The following is a 21924-nucleotide window of genomic DNA, read 5'->3' as shown; positions in this document are numbered from 1 at the left end:
TGTTTTGAAATATAGCTGCCTAGGCAGTAATATCTAGCGCATTCTCTGCCTAGGCAGCTTTTCAGGTGCGCAATGAGTAATCCAACCCCGCCATTATTTCCATTTTCCGTGATGGGCCTGTTGATCGGTCGTACGGCATTGCTTAAAGACCAGATCCTGGACCGCAACCTGGAGCCTTATTCGGTCACGGCAGCGCAGTTCAAGGTGCTGATCATGATTGCCCACTTTGAGGTGGATACCCCAGCCGAGCTCTGTCGGCAACTGTCGTTGGACAGTGGCGCCATGACCCGCATGCTCGATCGGCTTGAGCACAAGCAATTGGTTATCCGGCGTCGCTGTGCAGAAGACCGCCGTCATGTGCGCCTGGCGTTGGCCGAAGACGGACTGGCGTTGGCGAATCAACTGCCAAGAATCGGTACTGCTGCGATGGATGAGTTGCTTGGGGTGCTGGAGCCGGAAGAGCGCGCCATGCTCGAGAGAATCCTCAAGAAAATACTGTTCAGCGCAGGAGACACCATCACTATGCAACGTCTGGGTGATCATCAATGAGTCGCGCAATCAGGCAGCAATTTTCCCTTGCACTGCTGGCGCTGAGTATTGCCGGCTGTGCCAATTATTCAGGTCTCAATACTTCGGCCACGGGCATTGATGCCAGTGAACTGCAAGCCCAGAAGTCGTTAAGTGAGGTCAAGGTTTCCCCGGCCAGCTGGCCCAAAAGCGACTGGTGGAGAAGCCTCGGCGATGCCCAGCTCAATGGGTTGATTGAAGAAGCCCTGAGAGACAGTCCGGACCTGCAGGTGGCTGAGGCGCGTGCGCACCAGGCAAGTGCCGCAGCCTATGCGGTGGATGCCGAGCGGATGCCGCAAATTGATGCCCAGGCCGGAGTTGATCGTGAGCGCTTGGCCCGCGTCCAGGATCCCACGGGCGAGGGCAGCCGTTACAGTACCTTGCGCAGCGCAGCCATAGACTTCAACTACAACTTCGATTTGTGGGGAGGGCAACGTGCCGCTTGGGAGGCCGCCCTGGGGCAGGCACGCGCCGCGGAAGTGGATCAGAAAGCTGCACAGCTGACGATTGCCGCCGACGTGGCCCGAGCCTACAACAACCTGGGCCAGGCCCATGCGCTGCATGACCTGGCCCTTGAAGACCTAAAACGCACCACGCAGATGGTCAAGCTCGGCAAGCGCCGCATGGATGCAGGTATTGACAGTGTTTATCAGTACCAGCAATCCGAGAGCCTTGCCGCCAGTTCCAAAGAGCAGTTGCTGGCCTCGGAAAAGAATCTGCAAAGCGCCAAGATTGCCCTGGCGGTGTTGCTTGGCAAGGGGCCTGACCGTGGTGAGCAAATCGCCCGGCCTGCGATCTTGCAGGCCAGTGCCGTTGCCTTGCCCAGCCAGTTGCCGGCTGAGTTGCTTGGGCGTCGCCCGGATATAGTCGCATCACGCTGGAGAGTTGAAGCCGCCAGCAAAAATATTGATGCCAGCAAGACGCGCTTTTACCCCAATCTCAACCTGAGCGCCTCGGGTGGCGTGCAATCGCTGCTGGGCGATGCCATGTTTGGCAATGCCAGCCGATTTTTCTCCATAGGCCCAAGCCTGTCGCTGCCGCTGTTTGACGGGGGCCGCCTGCGTGCGGATCTTGATGCGCGCGATGCCGATTACGACCTGGCGGTTGCTCAGTACAACAAGAACCTGGTGCAGGCGCTGGGGCAGGTCAGTGACACCATCAGCCAGTTGCGCTCGATTGACCAGCAAATAGATTCGCAAAGCCTTGCTGCCCGGATTGCACAGAATTCCTACGACACTGTCGCCGACCGCTATGGCTCGGGGATAGGCAATTATCTCGACGTGTTGAGCATTGAGCAGCAGCTACTCGGCGCACAGCGCCAGTTGGCCAACCTCAATGCCGAACAAATCAACTTGTCGATCCTGCTTATGGAGGCGCTAGGTGGTGGTTATCAACCTGACACCACAGCCCTCGACACCACATCGCTAAGCGCGCACGCCAACGCGCCGCTCACTGAATAATCAAAGGTAACTTGCCATGGCTACAGCTACTCATTCTGAACCCGCTGAAAACCAACAAGCGGTTGATGCGGGCAATAAGCGCAAGCGCAAAACCTGGCTGTTTGTACTCTTGCTGGTGGTCATTCTCGGTGGCTTGGGCTTTGCGGCCTGGTACGAGTTTTATGGGCGCTGGAATGAAAACGCCGACGATGCCTACGTCAACGGTAACGTTGTCGAGATCACGCCACTGATCACCGGCACAGTTGTCAGTATTGGTGCCGATGATGGTGATTTGGTGCATGAGGGGCAGGTGCTGATCAACTTCGACCCAAGCGATGCATTGGTTGGGCTGCAAAGCGCCAAGGCCAATCTTGCGCGTACCGTACGCCAGGTGCGCGGCTTGTACAGCAATGTCGATGCCATGAAGGCGCAAGTGCAAACACAGTTGACTGCGGTGCAAAAAGCCAAGAAAGACTACCAGCGCCGGCAGAGCCTGGCCGCTGGCGGGGCGATTTCCCGCGAGGAACTGTCCCACGCCCGTGATGCACTGACCTCGGCGCAAAGCGCCTTGAATAACGCGCAACAACAACTCAACAGCACCCGGGCGCTGGTCGATGACACCGTTATCGCTTCGCATCCGGATGTGCTGGCTGCGGCAGCCGATTTGCGTCAAGCCTACCTCAACAATGCACGCAGTGCCTTGATTGCTCCCGTGACCGGTTACGTGGCCAAGCGTACCGTGCAACTTGGCCAGCGTGTCCAGCCGGGCACGCCGTTGATGGCCGTGGTGCCACTGGATCAAGTGTGGATCGATGCCAACTTCAAGGAGACCCAGTTAAGCAAAATGCGTATTGGACAGTCAGTCGAGATCACCAGCGACCTGTATGGCGATGACGTGACTTTCAATGGCACGGTCGACAGCCTCGGGGCTGGCACTGGCAGTGCTTTTGCACTCTTGCCCGCGCAAAACGCTACCGGCAACTGGATCAAGATCGTGCAACGTGTTCCGGTGCGCATCCATATCAACCACGACGAGTTGGCCAAGCACCCGCTGCGCATTGGCCTGTCAACCCTGGTCAATGTCAACCTGCACGACCAAAGCGGCCCGGTCCTGGCCCAGCAGCCGCCGGTCAAGGCCTCGTACACCACCAATGTCTACAAGCAGCAGCTGGCTGATGCCGATGCCCTGATCAGCAAGCTGATCAAGGACAACAGCGAGCCAGTGGCCAAAACCGCGGCGCGTTAATCCCCCTCGGGCCTCGCTTATCGGGCGAGGCCAGTCTTAATACATTAAGGAGTGGTGATGAGCTCTCAAGCTTCTTTCACACCGCCCAGCTTGTTGCTTTGCACCATTGGCTTTTCGTTGGCGACCTTCATGCAGGTCCTCGATACCACTATTGCCAACGTGGCGCTGCCGACGATCGCAGGCAACCTCGGGGTCAGTGCGGAGCAGGGCACCTGGGTCATTACTTCGTTCGCCGTCAGCAACGCAATTGCCTTGCCGCTGACCGGATGGCTGAGCCGCCGTTATGGCGAGGTAAAGCTGTTTGTCTGGGCCACCATGCTGTTCGTACTGGCTTCATTTCTGTGTGGGATTTCGCGCTCCATGCCTGAGCTTGTGGGCTTTCGGGTGCTACAGGGGTTGATGGCCGGGCCGCTGTACCCGATGACACAAACCCTGTTGATTGCGGTGTATCCCCCGGCCAAACGGGGGCTGGCGCTGGCTTTGCTGGCGATGGTGACTGTTGTGGCGCCCATTGCCGGGCCAATTCTTGGCGGCTGGATAACCGACAGCTACAGCTGGCCATGGATCTTCTTTATCAATGTACCAATAGGTTTGTTTGCCGCCTTCGTGGTGACCCAGCAAATGCGCAAGCGGCCGGTGGTCACCAGTCATCAGCCTATCGACTACATTGGCTTGCTGACCCTGATCATCGGTGTCGGTGCGCTGCAGATTGTCCTCGACAAGGGCAATGACCTGGACTGGTTCGAGTCGAATTTCATCGTGATCGGCACGCTGATCTCGGCGATCTCACTGGCGATATTCATTATCTGGGAAATGACAGACCGTCATCCGATCGTCAACCTGCGTCTGTTTGCCCATCGCAACTTCCGGATCGGCACCATAGTGCTGGTTGGGGGCTATGCCGGCTTCTTTGGCATCAACCTGATCTTGCCCCAGTGGCTGCAAACGCAGATGGGCTACACCGCGACCTGGGCGGGCCTGGCCGTGGCGCCGCTTGGCGTCTTGCCGGTGCTGATGTCTCCGTTCGTGGGCAACTATGCGCATAAGTTCGACTTGCGAATTCTGGCAGGCATCGCATTTTTGGCGATTGGCACGAGTTGCTTCATGCGCGCCGGCTTCAACTCGCAAGTTGATTTTCAGCATATCGCCCTGGTCCAGCTGTTCATGGGGATAGGTGTCGCACTGTTTTTCATGCCAACGTTGAGCATCCTGCTCTCGGACTTGCCGCCGGATCAGATTGCCGATGGCTCGGGACTGGCGACTTTCCTGCGTAATCTGGGCGGTAGTTTTGCCGCATCGCTGACCACCTGGATCTGGATACGTCGCTCCGAAGTGCATCACGCCTACTTGAGTGAGCATATCAGCGTGTACGACCCGGTAACGCGCCAGGCGCTGGATCAGCTCGGTGGGGCCAACGTCCAGTCCTATGCCCAACTTGAGCAGACCCTGACCAGCCAGGCCTACATGGTCTCGACCGTGGATTACTTCACCCTTATGGGCTGGGTGTTCATAAGCCTGATACTCATTGTATGGCTGGCCAAGCCACCCTTTACCGCCAAGGCAGGGCCAGCAGCCGCAGGGCACTGATCAGGAAGAGTGTCGGTTGAGAAAAACGGTGCAAAGGCACCGTTTTTTATCAGGCGTCGAGGCTGAATGGCGCCTGGTTGAAGCCGGTTTCATCGACCTGCAAGGCCCAGCCTTGACGATCCCAGTCCCCCAGGACGATACGCCTGGCGGGCTCGCCGTTTACCAGCAGCTTGTGCACGGCCGGTCGGTGGGTATGACCGTGGATCAGGGTCTTGACGCCGTGTTCGGCCATGACCCGACTGACTTCATCCGGGGTGACGTCGACAATGTCGCTGGCTTTCATCCGGGTTTGGGCCCGGCTTTCATTGCGTAGCTTGCGCGCCAGCTTATGGCGAGTCCCCAGTGGAAGGTGTCGCAGAATCCACAGGCTCAGGGGGTTGCGCAAGTAGCGGCGCATGCGCATGTAGTTTTCATCGCGGGTGCACAGGCTGTCGCCATGCATCAGCAACACAGCTTCACCGGCCAGTTCGACTACGCTGGGGTCGCGCAGCAGGGTGCAGCCGGCTTCGCGACAAAAGCGCTGGCCAATCATGAAGTCGCGATTGCCATGCATCAGGAATATGGCGGTGCCGCTTTCACTGAGTTGTTTCAGTGCGTCTGCAATCGAACGTTGAAAGGGGCTGATTGCATCGTCACCAATCCAGACCTCGAAGAAATCCCCGAGAATGTACAGCGCCTCAGCCTGGCGTGCGCGGGTGCCGAGGAAATGTAGAAACGCCCGGGTAATGTCCGGGCGCTCCTGTTCAAGGTGCAGATCAGAGATCAGTAGGATCACTCAACGATCTCGGCACGCTCGATGATGACGTCGTCCACCGGAACATCCTGGTGGCCAGACTTCATGGTGGTAGGCACGCCCTTGATCTTCTCGACTACATCCATGCCATCGGTCACTTCGCCGAACACTGCATAGCCCCAGCCTTGGACCGTAGGTGCGGTGTGGTCGAGGAAGGTGTTGTCGGCTACGTTGATGAAGAACTGGGCAGAGGCCGAATGTGGCTCCATGGTGCGCGCCATGGCAACGGTGCCCACTTTGTTGGAAACGCCGTTGTTGGCTTCGTTCTTGATGGTGGCGTTGGTCGGCTTCTGTTTCATGCCAGGTTCAAAACCGCCACCCTGAACCATAAAGTTGCTGATCACGCGGTGAAAAACGGTGCCATCGTAGTGGCCGCTTTTTACGTATTCCTTGAAATTGGCCACGGTTTCTGGCGCCTTGTCGGCAAACAGGGTCAGGGTGATAACGCCGTGGTTGGTGTGCAGCTTGATCATGGTAGTAATCGCTCTATCAAAATAAGCAGGAGGCTGGGGCGCGCTAAGCCAACCCACAAAGCCCTGAAACTCGTGCGTCAGGTCATGGCGCAGAGGTAAAGGATCTGCGTGTCCGTGGCTTTGCAGGCCGCATTTTTGCGCGAGTTTTAGATGCGCTCATCGGTGCAGCGGGTATTGTAAACGTAACTTAAGTGCTACGCAGCGCAAATGAACTGGTTTCAAGGCCTGTCAGGGGGTTGACAGCTTCGGCTATGATAGGCGCTTTGCAATTGCCGGAAAACCATCACCATTGTGATTGTCGTGCACCGCTTGGTTATCGTTTGCGCTACCCCAATAGCGTGGTTCTGCGATAGCGCCAATGCAATGTTGTAACGCTCGCTCAGCACACTGGTCTAGAGGTTTTCAGCGCATTCATCGTTTTAGTCGGCCGTTGCTAAGCCGCGAACCTGCATGATCAAGGACACCATGAGCAAGTCAGAGACTCCCGCCGCAACGAACTTCCTTCGCCCCATCGTCCAGGCTGATCTGGAGTCAGGTAAGCACGCGAAGGTTATTACCCGTTTCCCGCCGGAACCTAACGGTTACCTGCATATTGGCCACGCCAAGTCGATCTGCCTGAACTTCGGCCTGGCAAAAGAGTTTGGTGGTGACTGTCATTTACGTTTCGATGACACCAACCCGGCCAAGGAAGACCAGGAATACATCGATGCGATCAAGCAGGACGTGCAATGGCTGGGTTTCCAGTGGGCAGGCGACGTACGCTTCGCCTCCAACTACTTCGACCAACTGCATGATTGGGCTGTAGCGCTGATCAAGTCCGGTGATGCCTATGTTTGCGACCTGTCGCCTGAAGAGTCGCGGGCATACCGTGGCTCCTTGACCGAGCCGGGCCGGAACAGCCCGTTTCGTGACCGTTCGGTTGAAGAAAACCTGGATTTGTTCGCCCGCATGAAAGCAGGCGAATTTGCCGATGGCGCACGCTCGCTGCGGGCTAAAATCGACATGGCAGCGCCAAACATCAACCTGCGCGACCCGATTCTCTATCGCATACGCCATGCCCATCACCACCAGACGGGTGACAAGTGGTGCATTTACCCAAGCTATGACTTCACGCACGGCCAGTCCGATGCCATAGAAGGCATTACCCATTCGGTTTGCACCCTTGAGTTCGAAGACCATCGTCCGCTGTACGAGTGGTTCCTGGCGCATTTGCCTGTACCGGCACAGCCACGCCAGTATGAATTTGCGCGGCTTAACCTCAACTACACCATCACCAGCAAGCGCAAGCTCAAGCAGTTGGTGGACGAAGGCCATGTAAATGGCTGGGACGACCCACGCATGTCAACGCTGGTTGGCTATCGCCGTCGTGGCTACACGCCTGCATCGATGCGTAACTTCTGCGACATGATCGGGGTCAATCGTGCCGGCGGCGTGGTGGATATCGGTATGCTTGAATTCGCCATCCGCGAAGATCTTGACGCCAACGCCGCGCGTGCCATGTGCGTGCTCAAGCCCCTGAAGGTGGTGATCACCAACTACCCGGAGGATGAGGTTCAGCTACTCAGCCTGGCGCGTCATCCAAAGCAGGACATGGGCACCCGTGAGCTGCCGTTTGCCCGCGAGATCTATATCGATGCTGGCGACTACGAAGAAAACCCGCCAAAAGGCTACAAGCGTCTTGAGCCGGGTGGCGAGGTGCGTTTGCGCGGCAGCTATGTGATTCGTGCCGATGAAGCGATCAAGGACGCCGAGGGCAATGTGATCGAACTGCGTTGCTCCTACGACCCTGAAACCCTTGGCAAGAACCCGGAAGGGCGCAAGGTCAAGGGGGTGGTGCACTGGGTGCCAGCCGCTGCCAGCGTTGAGTGTGAAGTGCGGCTTTATGACCGTTTGTTCCGCTCGGCCAATCCGGAAAAAGCCGATGAAGGCGGTAGCTTCCTGGACAACATCAATCCCGAGTCGCTGGTCGTGCTCAAGGGCTGTCGCGCCGAGCCGTCGCTGGCCAACGCAACGGTTGATGATCGTTTCCAGTTTGAGCGCGAAGGTTACTTCTGCCTCGACTCGAAAGATTCCAAGCCGGGTGCGCTGGTCTTCAACCGCACCGTAACCCTGCGTGACTCCTGGGGTTGAGCCCAGGCACAGGGCTGAGTGAGTAATCCAGGGCCGCAGTGAGCCTGCGGCCCTGGGTTATGCAGCAGATTTTGTGGCTTAAAGGGCCGCGTTTAAGGATTTTTTATGCTGACCATCTACAACACCTTGAGCAAGACCAAAGAAGCGCTTAAACCGCTAGTCGGCAACCAGGTACGGATGTACGTCTGCGGCATGACGGTTTATGACTTCTGCCACATCGGTCATGCCCGGGTGATGGTCGCGTTTGATGTGATTGCACGCTGGCTGCGCTTTCGTGGCTATGAGTTGACCTATGTGCGCAATATCACTGATATCGACGACAAGATTATTCGTCGCGCCCAGGAAAATGGCGAAGGCTTTGAAGTGCTGGTCGAGCGAATGATTGCTGCCATGCATGAAGACGAAGCCCGTCTTTCGGTGCTGCGTCCTGACATGGAACCCCGTGCGACAAGCCATATTTCCGGCATGCACGAAATGATTCAAACCCTGATCGACAAGGGCTTTGCCTACGCCCCGGGCAATGGTGATGTGTATTACCGGGTGGGCAAGTTTGTCGGTTATGGCAAGCTCTCGCGCAAGAAGATCGAAGACCTGCGCATCGGGGCGCGCATTGAAGTCGACGAGTCCAAGCAGGACCCGCTTGATTTTGTCCTGTGGAAGGGCGCCAAGCCTGGCGAGCCAAGCTGGACATCCCCATGGGGGGAAGGGCGACCCGGCTGGCATATCGAATGCTCGGTCATGTCGACCTGCTGCCTTGGCGAGACATTCGACATTCACGGCGGCGGTCCCGACCTGGTTTTCCCGCACCATGAAAACGAAATCGCGCAGAGCGAAGCCGCCACCGGCAAGCTTTACGCCAATGCCTGGATGCACGCTGGCGCGGTACGCGTGGATGGCGAGAAAATGTCTAAATCCCTGGGCAACTTCTTCACCATCCGCGAGGTGCTGGAAAAATACCATCCTGAAGTGGTGCGCTACTTCCTGGTGTCGAGTCAGTACCGCAGCCCCATCAACTACTCCGAAGACAGCCTGAAAGAAGCCAAGGGCGCGCTGGAGCGCTTCTACCACGCACTCAAGGGGTTGCCTGAGGCCGCTCCTGCTGGTGGCGATGCCTATGCCGAGCGTTTTGCCGAGGCGATGGATGATGACTTCAACTCCCCAGAAGCCTGCGCCGTGTTGTTTGAGATGGTTCGTGAGATCAATCGCCTGCGCGATACCGACCTAGAGGCCGCCGCCGGTTTGGCTGCGCGCTTGAAACAGCTGGCTTCGGTGCTGGGGGTGCTGCAGCTTGAGCCTGAGTCCTTCCTGCAAGCGGGAGCGAAGGGCAAGGTTGATGCGGAGCAGGTAGACGCATTGATAGCTGCACGGTTGCAAGCGCGTAGCGAGAAGAACTGGGCTGAATCCGACCGTATTCGCGATCAACTGACCGCCATGGGAGTCGTTCTTGAGGACGGCAAGGGCGGTACAACCTGGCGTTTAGCCGAGTAAGGCGTTTTCAAGCCTGTAAGAAAAGCCGCTTATGCGGCTTTTTTTATGCGCCGATGGTGGGGCACAAGTTGCTGATGTCAAAACCTGTCACGTAAAAACAAACCTTTGTCGTGTAATGTCAAGCGCAGGCATATGGCAAAGCCGTACCTTGCAGCCTGGAGCACTGTTTCGTTTGAACCTCAGGCACCTACTGGCGTTGTCACGCGTGCAGCCGGTGCCTGTGACGGTTGGAGTTAACGCGTGATTGTCGTGGGCATTTGCCCAGCAACGACTGGGTTCATCGATGCACACGCTTGCTCCGCAGGCTAATAATAATGACTCAAAGGATGTCCTGATGACTTGGTTACGAGTACGTCTAAAAACCATCGGCACGGCCGCGCTGCTAGCGTCTTCGGTATGCGCCGCCTCCCTGGTATCTGCCGCCGATAAGCCCAATATTCTGGTGATAATGGGCGATGATATTGGCATCACTAACATCAGCAAATACAGCTACGGCATGATGGGCTATCCAACGCCCAATATCGACCGCATAGCCAATGAAGGCATGATGTTCACCGATTATTACGGGGAGCAAAGCTGTACCGCCGGTCGCGCAGCCTTCATTACAGGCCAGCACCCGGTACGTACGGGGCTCACCAAGGTCGGTATGCCTGGCTCGACAGTCGGGCTGCAAAAAGAAGATCCGACGCTGGCCGAATTGCTCAAGCCATTGGGTTATACCAGCGGCCAGTTCGGTAAGAACCACTTGGGCGATCGCGACGAATTTTTACCGACCAACCATGGTTTTGACGAGTTCCTTGGCAACCTTTATCACCTCAATGCCGAGGAAGCGCCTGAGGACGAGGACTGGACCAAGAACCCGGTCATCGATAAAGCCATTCGCCCGCGCGGAATCATTCACAGCACCGCCGACGGCAAGGTCGAAGATCTTGGCCCGCTGAACCGCAAGCGCATGGAAACCATCGACCAGGAATTCCTGGATGCGTCGCTTAACTTCATGGACAAGGCGGTTAAAAAAGACAAGCCGTTCTTCGTCTGGTTTAACTCAACGCGCATGCATTACTACACCCACATCAAGGAAGAAACCAAGGGGCTTTCGGGCCAGGGTTTCTATAACGACGGCATGGTCGAGCATGATGGCCAGGTCGGCGAGCTGCTCAAGAAGCTTGATGACCTGGGTGTCGCTAAAAACACCATCGTGATCTACACCACCGATAACGGTGTGCATTTCAACCAGTGGCCTGACGCTGGAATCACCCCATTCCGTGGTGAGAAAAACACCAACTGGGAAGGTGGTTATCGCGTCCCGGCAATCATTCGCTGGCCAGGCCACATCAAGGCCAACTCTGTTTCCAACGAGATAGTCTCGGCTCAGGACTGGGTTCCAACATTGATGGCTGCCGCTGGTGTACCGGATGTCAAAGAGAAACTGCTCACTGGCTACACGGCCGGTAGCAAGAGTTTCAAGGTCCATCTCGATGGCTACAACCAATTGCCGTACCTTGAGGGCAAGGAACCTAAAGACCCGCGCACTGACTTCTACTACTTCAGTGACGACGGTAAATTGCTGGGCATGCGTGATGGTGATTGGAAGGTTGTTTATGCTGAGCAGCGCGCGCACCGCTTTGATGTATGGCGCGATCCCTTCGTAGACCTGCGTGCGCCAAAGCTGTTCAACCTGCGTCGCGATCCATTCGAGCGTGCCGATACAGATTCCAACAGCTACAACGTGTGGTGGGACAAGAAAGCCCAGTCGGCAATCTTCCCTGGGATCTTCCGTACCCAGCAGTTCCTGATGACGTTCAAGGATTTCCCGCCACGTCAGCGCCCAGCCTCGTTCACGATCGACCAAATGGTTGAAAAACTGATGGATTTCAAAGGCAAATAGGTCTTTGCGCCAGCTGTCCAGAGGTACAAAAAAAACCGCTTTCGAGCGGTTTTTTTGTACCCTTGCACCAGACCTATGTTTTCACACCTTGCTCACGCAGGCGCTTGTAGAGGGTATTGCGGCTTACGCCTAAATGCCGGGCAAGTTGCGATACATTTCCGGCGCAGGCCTGTAGTTTTTGATTGAGGTCAGACGCGCCGCTCATGCCACCATGGGTGCCAGCGCCGGTGTTTGCTTGCGCCATGGAACTTGCTGTCGCTGGCTGGTGGGCCTGCAGCTCGGCAATAAAATCATCCGGCAGATGCTCGACTCTGATCGGCTGATCATCAGCCATTGCCAGGGCGACCTGGATCACACTGCTGAGCTGGCGCAGATTACCCGGCCATGGGTGCGCATTGAACAATTCAAGTACTTCATTGCTCAAGCCTGCCCATTGCTGTGGTTCCCGGTATTGCTGCCACAGGCGTTTGAACAAGGCGGTTTTATCGCTGCGTTCACGTAGCGGGGGCAGTTCGAGGCTGAGCCCGTTAATGCGGTAGTAAAGGTCCTGGCGGAACAAGCCCTGCTCAACATCATTTCGCAGTGGACGGTTGGTCGCCGAGATCAAGCGGATATCCACCGGGTAGTTTTCACTGCTGCCCAGCGGTTGCACGCAACGTTCTTGCAGCACTCGCAACAGACGCGCCTGGACCCGCGCTGGCATGTCACCGATTTCATCGAGAAACAACGTGCCCTTGTCTGCCTTGCGGATCAGGCCACTGCTGCCTTTCTGGTTGGCGCCGGTGAAGGCGCCTTTCTCGTAGCCAAAGAGCTCGGACTCAACCAGCTCGCTGGGAATGGCGGCACAGTTGACTGCAATCAATGGCTGCGCCGCGCGACTGCCGGCGTGGTGCAGGGCTTTGACGAAAACTTCCTTGCCCACGCCGGTTTCGCCATGGATGAGCAGGGGGATGTCTTTCTCGATCAGGCGTTGGGCTTGCTGGATGGCCTTGTCGACCCGGGCATCACCCATGCTCAGGTTATCCAGGCTTAGGTTATCGGCGGGCAGGCCATGATCGTCTTGAGAGATTGCCGCGCCCTTGGCCTGCCGCCGGAAATCACGGGCGGTTGGAGCTACGGGCTGCAGTGGCTGGGTGATATGGGCATGGAAACGAAAGCGTCCGCCGGCTTTCAAGTTGAACGGCTGGCCGGAGGGTTGGTTGAGCAACTGCTGCAGCGGCACATCGAATAACATTTCGATATTGACCAGCGCCAGGCTGGTGCCGAGAAGGTTGTCCGCCCGACGATTTGCCGATATCACCTGGCCGCTTTCGTCGAACACCACCAGCCCCGCCCAGGGGCTTTCTAGGTTATTGAGGCTGGTGTTGAAGGTCAGCTGGAAATAGTGCTGCTTGAACAGGTTCAGGATCAACCGGTTTTCCACCGACTGGCTCATCATCTTGACCATGCCCAACGTGTGCGAGGGTGGCAAATAGCTGTCGCTGGAGACATCGAGTACTGCAATCACCTGGCGCTGTTCATCGAAGATAGGCGAGGCGGAGCCGGTCATGAATCGGTTGGCCTTGAGGTAATGCTCGTCGTGTTGGATATGTACCGCCTGGGCACAATTGAGGGCAGTGCCTATGGCATTGGTGCCGGTTTGGCGTTCCTGCCAGCTGGCGCCAGCGACAAAGCCCGCACTGCGCTCTGCATCGAGAAAGCGTTGGTCGCCCCATGACTGCAAGACCTGGCCCCGGTTGTCCGCCAGCATGATCAGGCAATTGGAGTTGGCGAGGATGTTGCCGTAATACGGCAGGACTTCCTGGTGCGTCGTGACGACCAGGCTTTGATGGCGCTCAAGCAGGGCGCTGACTTCGCCTCGCACCGGGGAGCCAAAGCTAGGCGCTGTCTGATGCGTCAGGCCAAATTCGCGGCAGCGTGACCAGGAATCCTCAACAATTGCCTGGTGAGTCAGTATGCGGGCAGATTCAGCCATGCAGGCAGTTCTCCGTTGCAGTGTTTCTTATTGTTGTTAGCCACGGTCTTCGCCGCACTTATTCTCATGCCCACAATGCAACAGCATTGGCCAGGCCGAGCAAGGCATTTGCTTGTAGCCGAACGCTTGGCCGAAACCGAATTTCGCGCGTTCAGTCCCTGTGGTTTTGCCGGTTTACTGAGTGTCGCTGATGACTGTTCAATGTCAACGCCCGGGTGTTCAGTTGTTCAGTCCACAACTGTTCAAAGCTGTTCAGTGAGTAACAGAAACTGCAGCGGCCATAAATAAATATGCATTGTCAGACAAGAACATAGAACAATAATCGCTGAGCTGGCACGGACATCGCTTGGTTGTGTGAAATGGCATAACAAAAAAAGGAAACGCCATGTCACTGACGCTGGAACATGTCAGCCGTTGGGTTGATAACCAGGTTTACATCGACGATGCCTGCCTGAGTTTCGAGCCTGGGTCATTCAATGTGCTGCTGGGACGCACCCTGTCCGGGAAAACCAGCCTGATGCGGCTGATGGCCGGCCTGGACCGTCCAAGTAAGGGGCGGATCCTGATGAATGGTGCGGATGTGACCGCCATCCCAGTGCGCCAACGCAACGTGTCGATGGTGTATCAACAGTTCATCAACTACCCCACGCTCAGCGTATTCGAGAATATCGCCTCGCCATTGCGCCAGGCGCGTTGCTCGGAGGCCGAAATTACCGAGAAAGTCCACGCCACGGCCAAGATGCTGCGCATCGAGGGCTTGCTCAAGCGTTTTCCCCTGGAGCTTTCCGGCGGCCAGCAACAGCGCACGGCCATGGCCAGGGCGCTGGTCAAGGATGCTTCCCTGATTCTGTTTGACGAGCCGCTGGTCAATCTGGATTACAAATTGCGCGAAGAGCTGCGCCAGGAGATGCGCGAGCTATTTGCCGCACGCCATACCATTGCCATCTACGCCACCACCGAGCCGAATGAAGCGCTGGCGCTGGGGGGTACCACAACCATTTTGCACCAGGGGCGCATTATCCAGAGCGGCAATACGCCCGAGGTCTACCACCGTCCGCAGCATATATTGGCTGCAGAGCTGTTTTCTGAACCGCCAATCAATATTCTCCCAGGCCAGATCAGCGGGACCGAAGTGAGTTTTGCCGATACCGTGCATTTTCCCCTGAACCCTGACTTGCAACAGCTTGAGCCCGGCGAATACCGGTTTGGCATGCGCCCAAGCCATATTGGCCTGGTGCCTTCCAATGATGATGACCTCGAGCTGGCGGTGACGGTTGACCTTGCCGAAATAAGCGGTTCGGAAACCTTCCTGCATGTGCGAGGCGAGCAGTTCTCGTTGGTGCTGCACCTTCCCGGTGTACATGAGTACGACGTGGATACACCGATTCTGATTTATATCCCTACCCACAAATTATTTGTCTTTGATGTTCAGGGTCAACTCAAGCAGGCCCCAGCGCGACGCACGGGGAGGGCTGCCTGATGGCTGAGATCCGCTTGCAGAATCTTGCCCATAGTTACAGTCGCACGCCAAGCAGCGCCGCTGAATATGCAATTCGCGAAATGAACCATACCTGGGAGCAGGGCGGTGCCTATGCGCTGCTGGGGCCATCAGGTTGCGGGAAGTCGACACTGCTGAACATCATCTCCGGGCTGCTCAGCCCGTCCCATGGCCAGGTGTTGTTTGATTCAAGGGTGGTCAACGACTTGACCCCGCAAATGCGCAATATCGCCCAGGTTTTCCAGTTTCCAGTGGTGTACGACACCATGACCGTGTTCGATAACCTGGCCTTTCCACTGCGTAACCAGGGCATGGCTGAACCGCAAGTATTGAGCAAGGTGCACGAGATTGCCGAAGTGCTTGATTTGCATCCTTTGCTGACGAAAAAGGCCAGCAACCTGAGCGCCGATGAGAAGCAAAAAGTCTCCATGGGCCGTGGCCTGGTGCGTGATGACGTCTCTGCGATTCTATTTGACGAGCCGCTGACGGTGATTGACCCGCACCTGAAGTGGAAACTGCGGCGCAAGCTCAAGCAGATTCACGAGCAGTTCAATATCACCATGATCTACGTCACCCATGACCAGTTGGAGGCCTCGACCTTTGCCGACAAGATCGCGGTGATGTATGGCGGCCAGATTGTGCAGTTTGGTACGCCGCGTGAACTGTTCGAGCGGCCCAGCCATACCTTCGTCGGTTATTTCATTGGCAGCCCCGGGATGAACTTGATCGAGGTCGAGCGTTGCGCGGATGGAGTCTGCTTTGCCAACACTCGCTTGAGCCTTGGCGCAGCGCTAAACCAGCGACTTGATTCGCTGGATTATCAGCAATTGAAAATCGGTATTCGCCCCGAGTTTGTTCATCTCTGGGATCTTCCCGGCAGCGATCTTCCCGGTGCTGAATCCTTGGTCGAAGTAGCGGCCGACAGCGACGCCTTTAGTGCCGAGGTGGTACATGTCGAGGACTTGGGCACTTATAAAATCCTCAGCCTGAACCTGGATGGCCAGCCGCTCAAGGTGCGCCTGCAAGAGGACCAGGTCGTACCCAGGCATCGGGCATCGGTGAGTTTTCCGGCGCAGTGGCTGATGGTCTATGCCGATGACTTTCTGGTCACGGTAGACGCACAGGAGGCGCGCCATGAAAGTGCATAACAATAAAGCCTGGTGGTTGGTGTTGCCGGTGTTCTTGCTGGTGGCGTTCAGCGCGGTGGTGCCGATGATGACTGTGGTCAACTACTCGGTGCAGGACATATTTGACTCATCCAGCCGCTTCTTCGTTGGCGTTGACTGGTTCAAGCAGGTGCTGCGTGACTCGCGCCTGCATGACTCCCTGTTGCGCCAGTTTATTTATTCAGGCTGTGTATTGCTGATCGAAATTCCACTGGGCATTGCGATTGCCCTGACCATGCCGACCAAGGGGCGCTGGGCGTCAGTCTGTCTGATCGTGATGGCCATTCCATTGCTGATTCCATGGAATGTCGTCGGTACCATCTGGCAGATCTTTGGCCGCGCCGACATCGGCCTGCTGGGCTGGACCCTGAATGCGCTGGGCATCAGCTACAACTATGCGTCCAATACCACTGATGCCTGGGTCACGGTGCTGGTGATGGATGTCTGGCATTGGACCTCACTTGTGGCGCTGCTGTGTTATTCAGGCCTGCGGGCGATTCCCGATGTGTATTACCAGGCTGCACGTATTGACCGCGCTTCATCCTGGGCGGTGTTTCGCTATATCCAGTTGCCCAAGCTCAAGAGTGTGTTGTTGATTGCTGTGATGCTGCGTTTCATGGACAGCTTCATGATCTATACCGAGCCCTTTGTGCTGACCGGGGGCGGCCCCGGCAATGCAACGACCTTCCTCAGCCAGACATTGACCAAAATGGCTGTCGGCCAGTTCGACCTCGGTCCGGCGGCTGCATTCTCCCTGGTCTACTTCCTGATCATCTTGTTGGTGTCATGGCTGGTTTTTCCCCCCCCCCCCCATAACCCCCAGCGATAAGAACAGCTGAGGAGGCGGGCAATGTTACGTAAACGCGTGGTTTTGGTGATCTATATCCTGTTTCTGCTGGTGCCGATCTACTGGCTGGTGAACATGTCGTTCAAGAGCAATACCGAGATTCTGGGCAGCCTGACGCTCTGGCCCAGCAGCTTTACGCTGGATAACTACAGGGTGATCTTCACCGATCCGAGTTGGTATCAGGCATACCTCAATTCATTGTATTACGTGAGCTTGAACACCCTGATCTCGCTCAGTGTGGCCTTGCCGGCCGCCTATGCATTTTCGCGCTACCGCTTTCTCGGTGATAAGCACCTGTTCTTCTGGCTGCTGACCAATCGCATGGCGCCGCCCGCCGTGTTTCTGCTGCCGTTTTTCCAGCTTTATTCATCGATCGGCTTGTTTGACACCCATATCGCAGTGGCCCTGGCGCACTGTCTATTCAACGTGCCCCTGGCGGTGTGGATTCTCGAGGGTTTCATGTCCGGGGTGCCGAAGGAAATCGATGAGACGGCTTATATCGACGGTTACAGCTTCCCCAAATTCTTTGTGAAGATCTTTATCCCGCTGATTGGCTCCGGAATTGGAGTGACGGCATTTTTCTGCTTCATGTTTTCCTGGGTTGAGCTGCTGTTGGCACGAACCCTGACATCGGTGGATGCCAAGCCCATCGTCGCGGTAATGACGCGTACGGTTTCAGCCTCGGGGATCGACTGGGGCGTGCTGGCCGCTGCTGGAGTCTTGACCATTTTGCCGGGCATGTTGGTGATCTGGTTCGTGCGCAACCATGTGGCCAAGGGCTTTGCCCTGGGCCGGGTGTAAGGAGAATCCTATGGAGTGGATGGCCTGGACATTACCGACAGCGCTGTTTTTTGGCGGTATCGGCTTGTTGCTGGTTGGTATGACGGTTTGGGAGTTGCGTTCGCCCTGTGTTGAGCGCCGCGGCTTTTTACCTATTACCACCAGTCGTGGTGATCGTTTGTTTATCGGGCTTTTAGGCAGCGCATACCTGCATCTCATGGTGATAGGTGTGACTGACTGGAGTGTCTGGATAGCCTCGGCGCTGTCCGTGGTGTGGTTGGTTGTAGTGATGCGTTGGGGCTAGTGGAGGGCAGTTGGTAGCGGCATTTCCTGGCTTTGGTAAATACCCTGAGATGGAGGTCTCTATGTTCGAAAATAACAACAAAACCCGACATAGCATGGCGCTGGCTGCCTTGCTGGCGTTGTCCGGACTCAGTGGCGCGGCTTTGGCCGATGCTTATGAGGATGCGGCGAAGAAATGGATGGCAAGTGAGTTTAGTCCCTCGACACTGACGCCTGAACAACAACTGGCCGAGCTCAAGTGGTTCATCAAGGCGGCAGAGCCGTTTCGCGGCATGACCATTAACGTGGCATCCGAAACCATCGCCACCCATGAGTATGAGTCCAAGGTGCTGGCCAAGGCCTTCAGTGAAATCACCGGGATCAAGCTCACCCATGACCTGATGCAAGAAGGCGACGTGGTTGAAAAGCTGCAAACCCAGATGCAATCAGACAAAAACATCTACGACGGCTATATCAACGACTCTGACCTGATCGGCACTCACTTTCGCTACGGCAAGGCAGTGGCCATCAGCGACATGATTGCCAACGAAGGCAAGGACTTCACTTCGCCAACCCTGGATCTGCCCGATTTTATCGGCATATCCTTCACCACCGGGCCGGATGGCAAGCTGTATCAACTACCCGACCAGCAGTTCGCCAACCTTTACTGGTTTCGCGCGGATTGGTTTGAGCGCGCTGACCTGAAAGCCAAGTTCAAGGAAAAATATGGCTATGAGTTGGGTGTGCCGGTCAACTGGTCGGCCTACGAAGACATCGCCAAGTTCTTCTCTGAAGATGTCAAGGAGATCGACGGCAAGAAAGTCTACGGCCACATGGATTACGGCAAGAAAGACCCATCGCTCGGCTGGCGCTTCACCGATGCCTGGTTCTCCATGGCGGGCGGCGGCGACAAGGGCTTGCCCAATGGCCTGCCAGTTGATGAGTGGGGTATTCGGGTAGACGGATGTCGCCCGGTGGGTTCGAGCGTTGCCCGTGGCGGTGCCACCAATGCTCCGGCGGCCGTCTTTGCGACCCAGAAGTACGTCGATTGGCTGCGCCAGTACGCACCGCCAGAAGCGCAGGGCATGACTTTCTCTGAAGCAGGGCCCGTGCCTGCACAGGGTAACATTGCCCAGCAAATCTTCTGGTACACCGCCTTTACCGCGGATATGACCAAGCCAGGTTTGCCGGTGGTTAATGCTGATGGCACGCCAAAGTGGCGGATGGCGCCTTCGCCTAAAGGGCCGTACTGGGAAGAGGGCATGAAGCTCGGTTATCAGGACACCGGATCATGGACCTTCCTCAAGTCGACGCCTGAGAAGCAGCGTCTTGCCGCCTGGCTGTATGCGCAGTTCGTGACCTCGAAAACCGTGTCGCTGAAGAAGACCCTGGTTGGCCTGACGCCTATTCGTGAGTCGGACATCAACTCGCAGGCCATGACCGACATCGCGCCGAAACTGGGTGGTCTGGTTGAGTTCTATCGCAGCCCGGCGCGTGTGCAGTGGACGCCAACAGGTACCAATGTGCCCGATTATCCGCGCCTGGCGCAGCTCTGGTGGCAGTTTATTGCCGAGGCCGCCAGTGGCGACAAAACACCGCAAGAGGCTTTGGATGGCCTGGCCGCAGCACAGGACACCATGCTCGGTCGTTTGGAGCGGGCCAATGTACTGGGCGAGTGTGGGCCCAAGCTTAACGAGCCCCGTGATCCGCAGTACTGGTTGGATCAACCGGGCGCGCCAAAGCCCAAGCTGGCTAACGAGAAGCCCAAGGGGGAGACGGTTAACTACGCCGACCTGCTGAAATCATGGGAGCAGGCGCGCAAGTAAGCCAAGCCAGAGTAAAGCTCGCACAAATAAAAAACGGCAGACGCTAAGCGCCTGCCGTTTTTTATTCGAGCCCTGTGCTTAGTCGTGCAGGTGTTCTGCCGCGTGCAAGGTGTTTTCCAGCAAGCCTGCGCGCGTCATCGGGCCAACACCGCCGGGTACGGGCGTGATCCAGCCTGCGCGAGGCAGGGCGGTTTCGTACACCACATCACCAATCAACTTGCCATCTTCCTGGCGGTTGATCCCGACATCAATCACGATCGCGCCCGGCTTGACCCATTCGCCCTTGATCAGGCCAGGCTTGCCAGCCGCGACCACCAGCAGGTCGGCATCGCCAACGTGGCGAGCCAGGTCCTTGGTGAAACGGTGAGTCACTGTCACGGTGCAACCGGCGAGCAGCAGCTCCATGGCCATTGGTCGACCGACAATATTCGATGCGCCAACGACCACCGCGTGCAAACCATAAAGGTCGACGCCGGTGCTTTCGAGCAGGGTCATGATGCCTTTTGGTGTGCATGGACGCAGCAGCGGCATGCGCTGCGCAAGGCGGCCAATATTGTAAGGGTGGAAGCCATCGACATCTTTATCTGGGCGAATTCGCTCAAGAATCAGCGAAGAGTCGAGGTGTTCGGGAAGCGGCAGTTGAACAAGGATCCCGTCGATGGTTGGGTCTTGGTTCAATTGATCAATCAGTGCCGCCAAATCTTCCTGGCGGGTATCGGCTGGCAGGTCATAGGCCTGCGACAGGAAGCCTACTTCTTCACAGTCCTTACGTTTGTGCGAGACATAAACCTGAGAGGCAGGGTCGCTGCCCACCAGGATCACAGCAAGGCCCGGCGCTCGCAGTCCTTGCTGGCGTCGCTCGGCGACAGATTTGGCTATCTGCTGGCGAAGGCTGGCAGCAATCGCTTTACCGTCAATCAGTTGTGCGGTCATTGCGCGTGGTTAACCATTAGAGAGGGTGGAAAAAGGATGCGTATTCTCGCACGGAGCAGGCGTGGGGCAAAGGCGCTAAGCCACGAAATTCGTGTAACTCCTTTATCTCACTGATTTTTTTTGATTTTAGTGTTGACGGATATGTAATCCGCCATTAACATTCGCCCCGCTTGTCGAGCACAGCCAGTCGCTGGGTAAGACGGCAAACAAGCAAGCTACTTACCTGGTAAGTGTTTGTGAGAATGCCGAAAGCTTAAAGTCTGCTTCTGCAGATGGATAAGCGCCCGTAGCTCAGCTGGATAGAGCATCCGCCTTCTAAGCGGATGGTCGCAGGTTCGAGTCCTGCCGGGCGTGCCATTTGGCAGCTTTGGCTCAAGTAGTTATATGGTGGGCGTAGCTCAGTTGGTAGAGCACAGGATTGTGACTCCTGTTGTCGTGGGTTCGATCCCCATCGTCCACCCCATATTGCTGAAATAAGAGCCAGGCCTTAGGCCTGGCTCTTATGTTTCACCCCCTTGTTTTGCGGACGTGGTGAAATTGGTAGACACACTGGATTTAGGTTCCAGCGGCGCAAGCTGTGAGAGTTCGAGTCTCTCCGTCCGCACCAATTAAGGTATTGTTTTCAAAGGATTTATTCTCATGAATACCCGAAAGGGGAGCAATTTGGGAATACTTTGGGAATGGGTAAAGACAAAAGGCAGCTCCGTAAGGGCTGCCTTTTTTCGTTTAAGGGTGTTTCAGGCGTATGGTGCCTGTATGCCTGAATCATTGCGCAGGGGCTGGTTAAGCCGTTGATTTGTATTGTCTTGCCGGAGCAGGTCGCTGCGGCGCTGGTGAAAAATAGCTTTTTACCATTGGTCAATACAAAAGGTGTATTATGCGCCCCGGCTGTGCCCTGAAGGCTGTACCTGGCTAGACCATTACCGCGTTTGGGGAACACAAATACGCTGATTAACAAAGCACAGCGCCCGTATTTAAAGGCGTTGCTGCGATGGTGGCCAATGCA

The 21924-nt window shown here is 56.5% G+C and carries 17 protein-coding genes and 3 tRNA genes; 16 read left to right on the top strand and 4 right to left on the bottom strand.

Annotated elements, in window-relative coordinates:
• Positions 1-72 precede the first annotated feature (72 nt).
• Genes PSES9_RS0120785 through PSES9_RS0120770 form a run of 4 tightly spaced genes read left to right on the top strand, consistent with a single transcriptional unit; the run spans position 73 to position 4839 of the window.
• A complete protein-coding gene (locus PSES9_RS0120785) occupies positions 73-549 on the top strand; it encodes a MarR family winged helix-turn-helix transcriptional regulator (protein WP_010490249.1) in 477 nt (158 codons plus the stop codon).
• On the top strand, positions 546-2027 hold the full coding sequence (locus PSES9_RS0120780) for an efflux transporter outer membrane subunit (RefSeq protein ID WP_010490247.1): 1482 nt from the start codon (positions 546-548) through the stop codon (positions 2025-2027). Before PSES9_RS0120785 ends, PSES9_RS0120780 begins: the two co-directional genes overlap by 4 nt.
• Before the next feature lie 16 nt (positions 2028-2043).
• Positions 2044-3252 carry an HlyD family secretion protein gene (locus PSES9_RS0120775; protein WP_010490245.1) on the top strand — a complete coding sequence of 403 codons (1209 nt, stop codon included), beginning with the start codon at positions 2044-2046 and terminating at the stop codon, positions 3250-3252.
• Between the two features lie 57 nt (positions 3253-3309).
• Positions 3310-4839 (top strand): DHA2 family efflux MFS transporter permease subunit, encoded by a 1530-nt coding sequence (locus PSES9_RS0120770; protein WP_010490243.1) that lies wholly within the window; start codon positions 3310-3312, stop codon positions 4837-4839.
• Positions 4840-4888: 49 nt separating this feature from the next.
• Here the strand turns inward: PSES9_RS0120770 and lpxH are convergent, their stop codons facing one another.
• Both lpxH and PSES9_RS0120760 read right to left on the bottom strand, forming a co-directional pair.
• Positions 4889-5614 (bottom strand): UDP-2,3-diacylglucosamine diphosphatase, encoded by a 726-nt coding sequence (gene lpxH / locus PSES9_RS0120765; protein ID WP_010490241.1) that lies wholly within the window; start codon positions 5612-5614, stop codon positions 4889-4891.
• Positions 5611-6105 (bottom strand): peptidylprolyl isomerase, encoded by a 495-nt coding sequence (locus PSES9_RS0120760; protein WP_010490239.1) that lies wholly within the window; start codon positions 6103-6105, stop codon positions 5611-5613. Before PSES9_RS0120760 ends, lpxH begins: the two co-directional genes overlap by 4 nt.
• Positions 6106-6570: 465 nt before the next feature.
• Between PSES9_RS0120760 and PSES9_RS0120755 the strand changes: the two genes are divergently transcribed.
• The 3 genes from PSES9_RS0120755 (at position 6571) to PSES9_RS0120745 (ending at position 11611) form a co-directional block, all read left to right on the top strand.
• Entirely contained in the window at positions 6571-8235 is a 1665-nt protein-coding gene (locus PSES9_RS0120755) for a glutamine--tRNA ligase/YqeY domain fusion protein (RefSeq protein ID WP_010490237.1), read from the top strand.
• Positions 8236-8340: 105 nt separating this feature from the next.
• Positions 8341-9723 carry a cysteine--tRNA ligase gene (gene cysS, locus PSES9_RS0120750; RefSeq protein WP_010490235.1) on the top strand — a complete coding sequence of 461 codons (1383 nt, stop codon included), beginning with the start codon at positions 8341-8343 and terminating at the stop codon, positions 9721-9723.
• Positions 9724-10057: 334 nt separating this feature from the next.
• Complete coding sequence (locus PSES9_RS0120745) at positions 10058-11611, top strand: arylsulfatase (protein WP_010490233.1); 1554 nt, start codon at positions 10058-10060, stop codon at positions 11609-11611.
• A gap of 73 nt (positions 11612-11684) precedes the next feature.
• Here the strand turns inward: PSES9_RS0120745 and PSES9_RS0120740 are convergent, their stop codons facing one another.
• Complete coding sequence (locus PSES9_RS0120740) at positions 11685-13586, bottom strand: sigma-54-dependent Fis family transcriptional regulator (RefSeq protein ID WP_010490231.1); 1902 nt, start codon at positions 13584-13586, stop codon at positions 11685-11687.
• A 385-nt stretch (positions 13587-13971) separates the two neighbouring features.
• Between PSES9_RS0120740 and PSES9_RS0120735 the strand changes: the two genes are divergently transcribed.
• The 6 genes from PSES9_RS0120735 (at position 13972) to PSES9_RS0120710 (ending at position 19985) form a co-directional block, all read left to right on the top strand.
• On the top strand, positions 13972-15066 hold the full coding sequence (locus PSES9_RS0120735) for an ABC transporter ATP-binding protein (RefSeq protein ID WP_010490229.1): 1095 nt from the start codon (positions 13972-13974) through the stop codon (positions 15064-15066).
• Positions 15066-16232 (top strand): ABC transporter ATP-binding protein, encoded by a 1167-nt coding sequence (locus tag PSES9_RS0120730; protein ID WP_010490227.1) that lies wholly within the window; start codon positions 15066-15068, stop codon positions 16230-16232. Before PSES9_RS0120735 ends, PSES9_RS0120730 begins: the two co-directional genes overlap by 1 nt.
• Positions 16219-17079, top strand: coding sequence for a carbohydrate ABC transporter permease (locus PSES9_RS0120725; protein WP_010490224.1), 861 nt, complete (start codon positions 16219-16221; stop codon positions 17077-17079). Before PSES9_RS0120730 ends, PSES9_RS0120725 begins: the two co-directional genes overlap by 14 nt.
• Before the next feature lie 21 nt (positions 17080-17100).
• Positions 17101-17898 (top strand): carbohydrate ABC transporter permease, encoded by a 798-nt coding sequence (locus tag PSES9_RS0120720; RefSeq protein ID WP_010490222.1) that lies wholly within the window; start codon positions 17101-17103, stop codon positions 17896-17898.
• A gap of 10 nt (positions 17899-17908) precedes the next feature.
• Complete coding sequence (locus PSES9_RS0120715) at positions 17909-18181, top strand: DUF2160 domain-containing protein (protein WP_010490220.1); 273 nt, start codon at positions 17909-17911, stop codon at positions 18179-18181.
• Between the two features lie 61 nt (positions 18182-18242).
• Entirely contained in the window at positions 18243-19985 is a 1743-nt protein-coding gene (locus tag PSES9_RS0120710; protein ID WP_010490219.1) for an ABC transporter substrate-binding protein, read from the top strand.
• 78 nt (positions 19986-20063) lie between these two features.
• On the opposite strand, the gene folD is transcribed toward PSES9_RS0120710, so the two are convergent.
• Positions 20064-20918, bottom strand: coding sequence for a bifunctional methylenetetrahydrofolate dehydrogenase/methenyltetrahydrofolate cyclohydrolase FolD (gene folD, locus PSES9_RS0120705; RefSeq protein WP_010490217.1), 855 nt, complete (start codon positions 20916-20918; stop codon positions 20064-20066).
• A 280-nt stretch (positions 20919-21198) separates the two neighbouring features.
• Here folD and PSES9_RS0120700 point away from each other — a divergent pair.
• From PSES9_RS0120700 to PSES9_RS0120690, 3 genes are all read left to right on the top strand, one after another.
• Positions 21199-21275 (top strand) — tRNA-Arg (locus PSES9_RS0120700).
• Between the two features lie 30 nt (positions 21276-21305).
• A tRNA-His gene (locus PSES9_RS0120695) sits at positions 21306-21381 on the top strand.
• A gap of 59 nt (positions 21382-21440) precedes the next feature.
• Positions 21441-21525 (top strand) — tRNA-Leu (locus PSES9_RS0120690).
• The last annotated feature ends 399 nt before the right edge of the window (positions 21526-21924 follow it).

It is taken from the genome of Pseudomonas sp. S9, assembly GCF_000222125.1.
In the GTDB taxonomy this organism is placed as follows: domain Bacteria; phylum Pseudomonadota; class Gammaproteobacteria; order Pseudomonadales; family Pseudomonadaceae; genus Aquipseudomonas; species Aquipseudomonas segetis.
The sequence above is the reverse complement of the archived record's forward strand: the minus strand, read 5'-3'. Positions and strand labels throughout refer to the sequence as shown.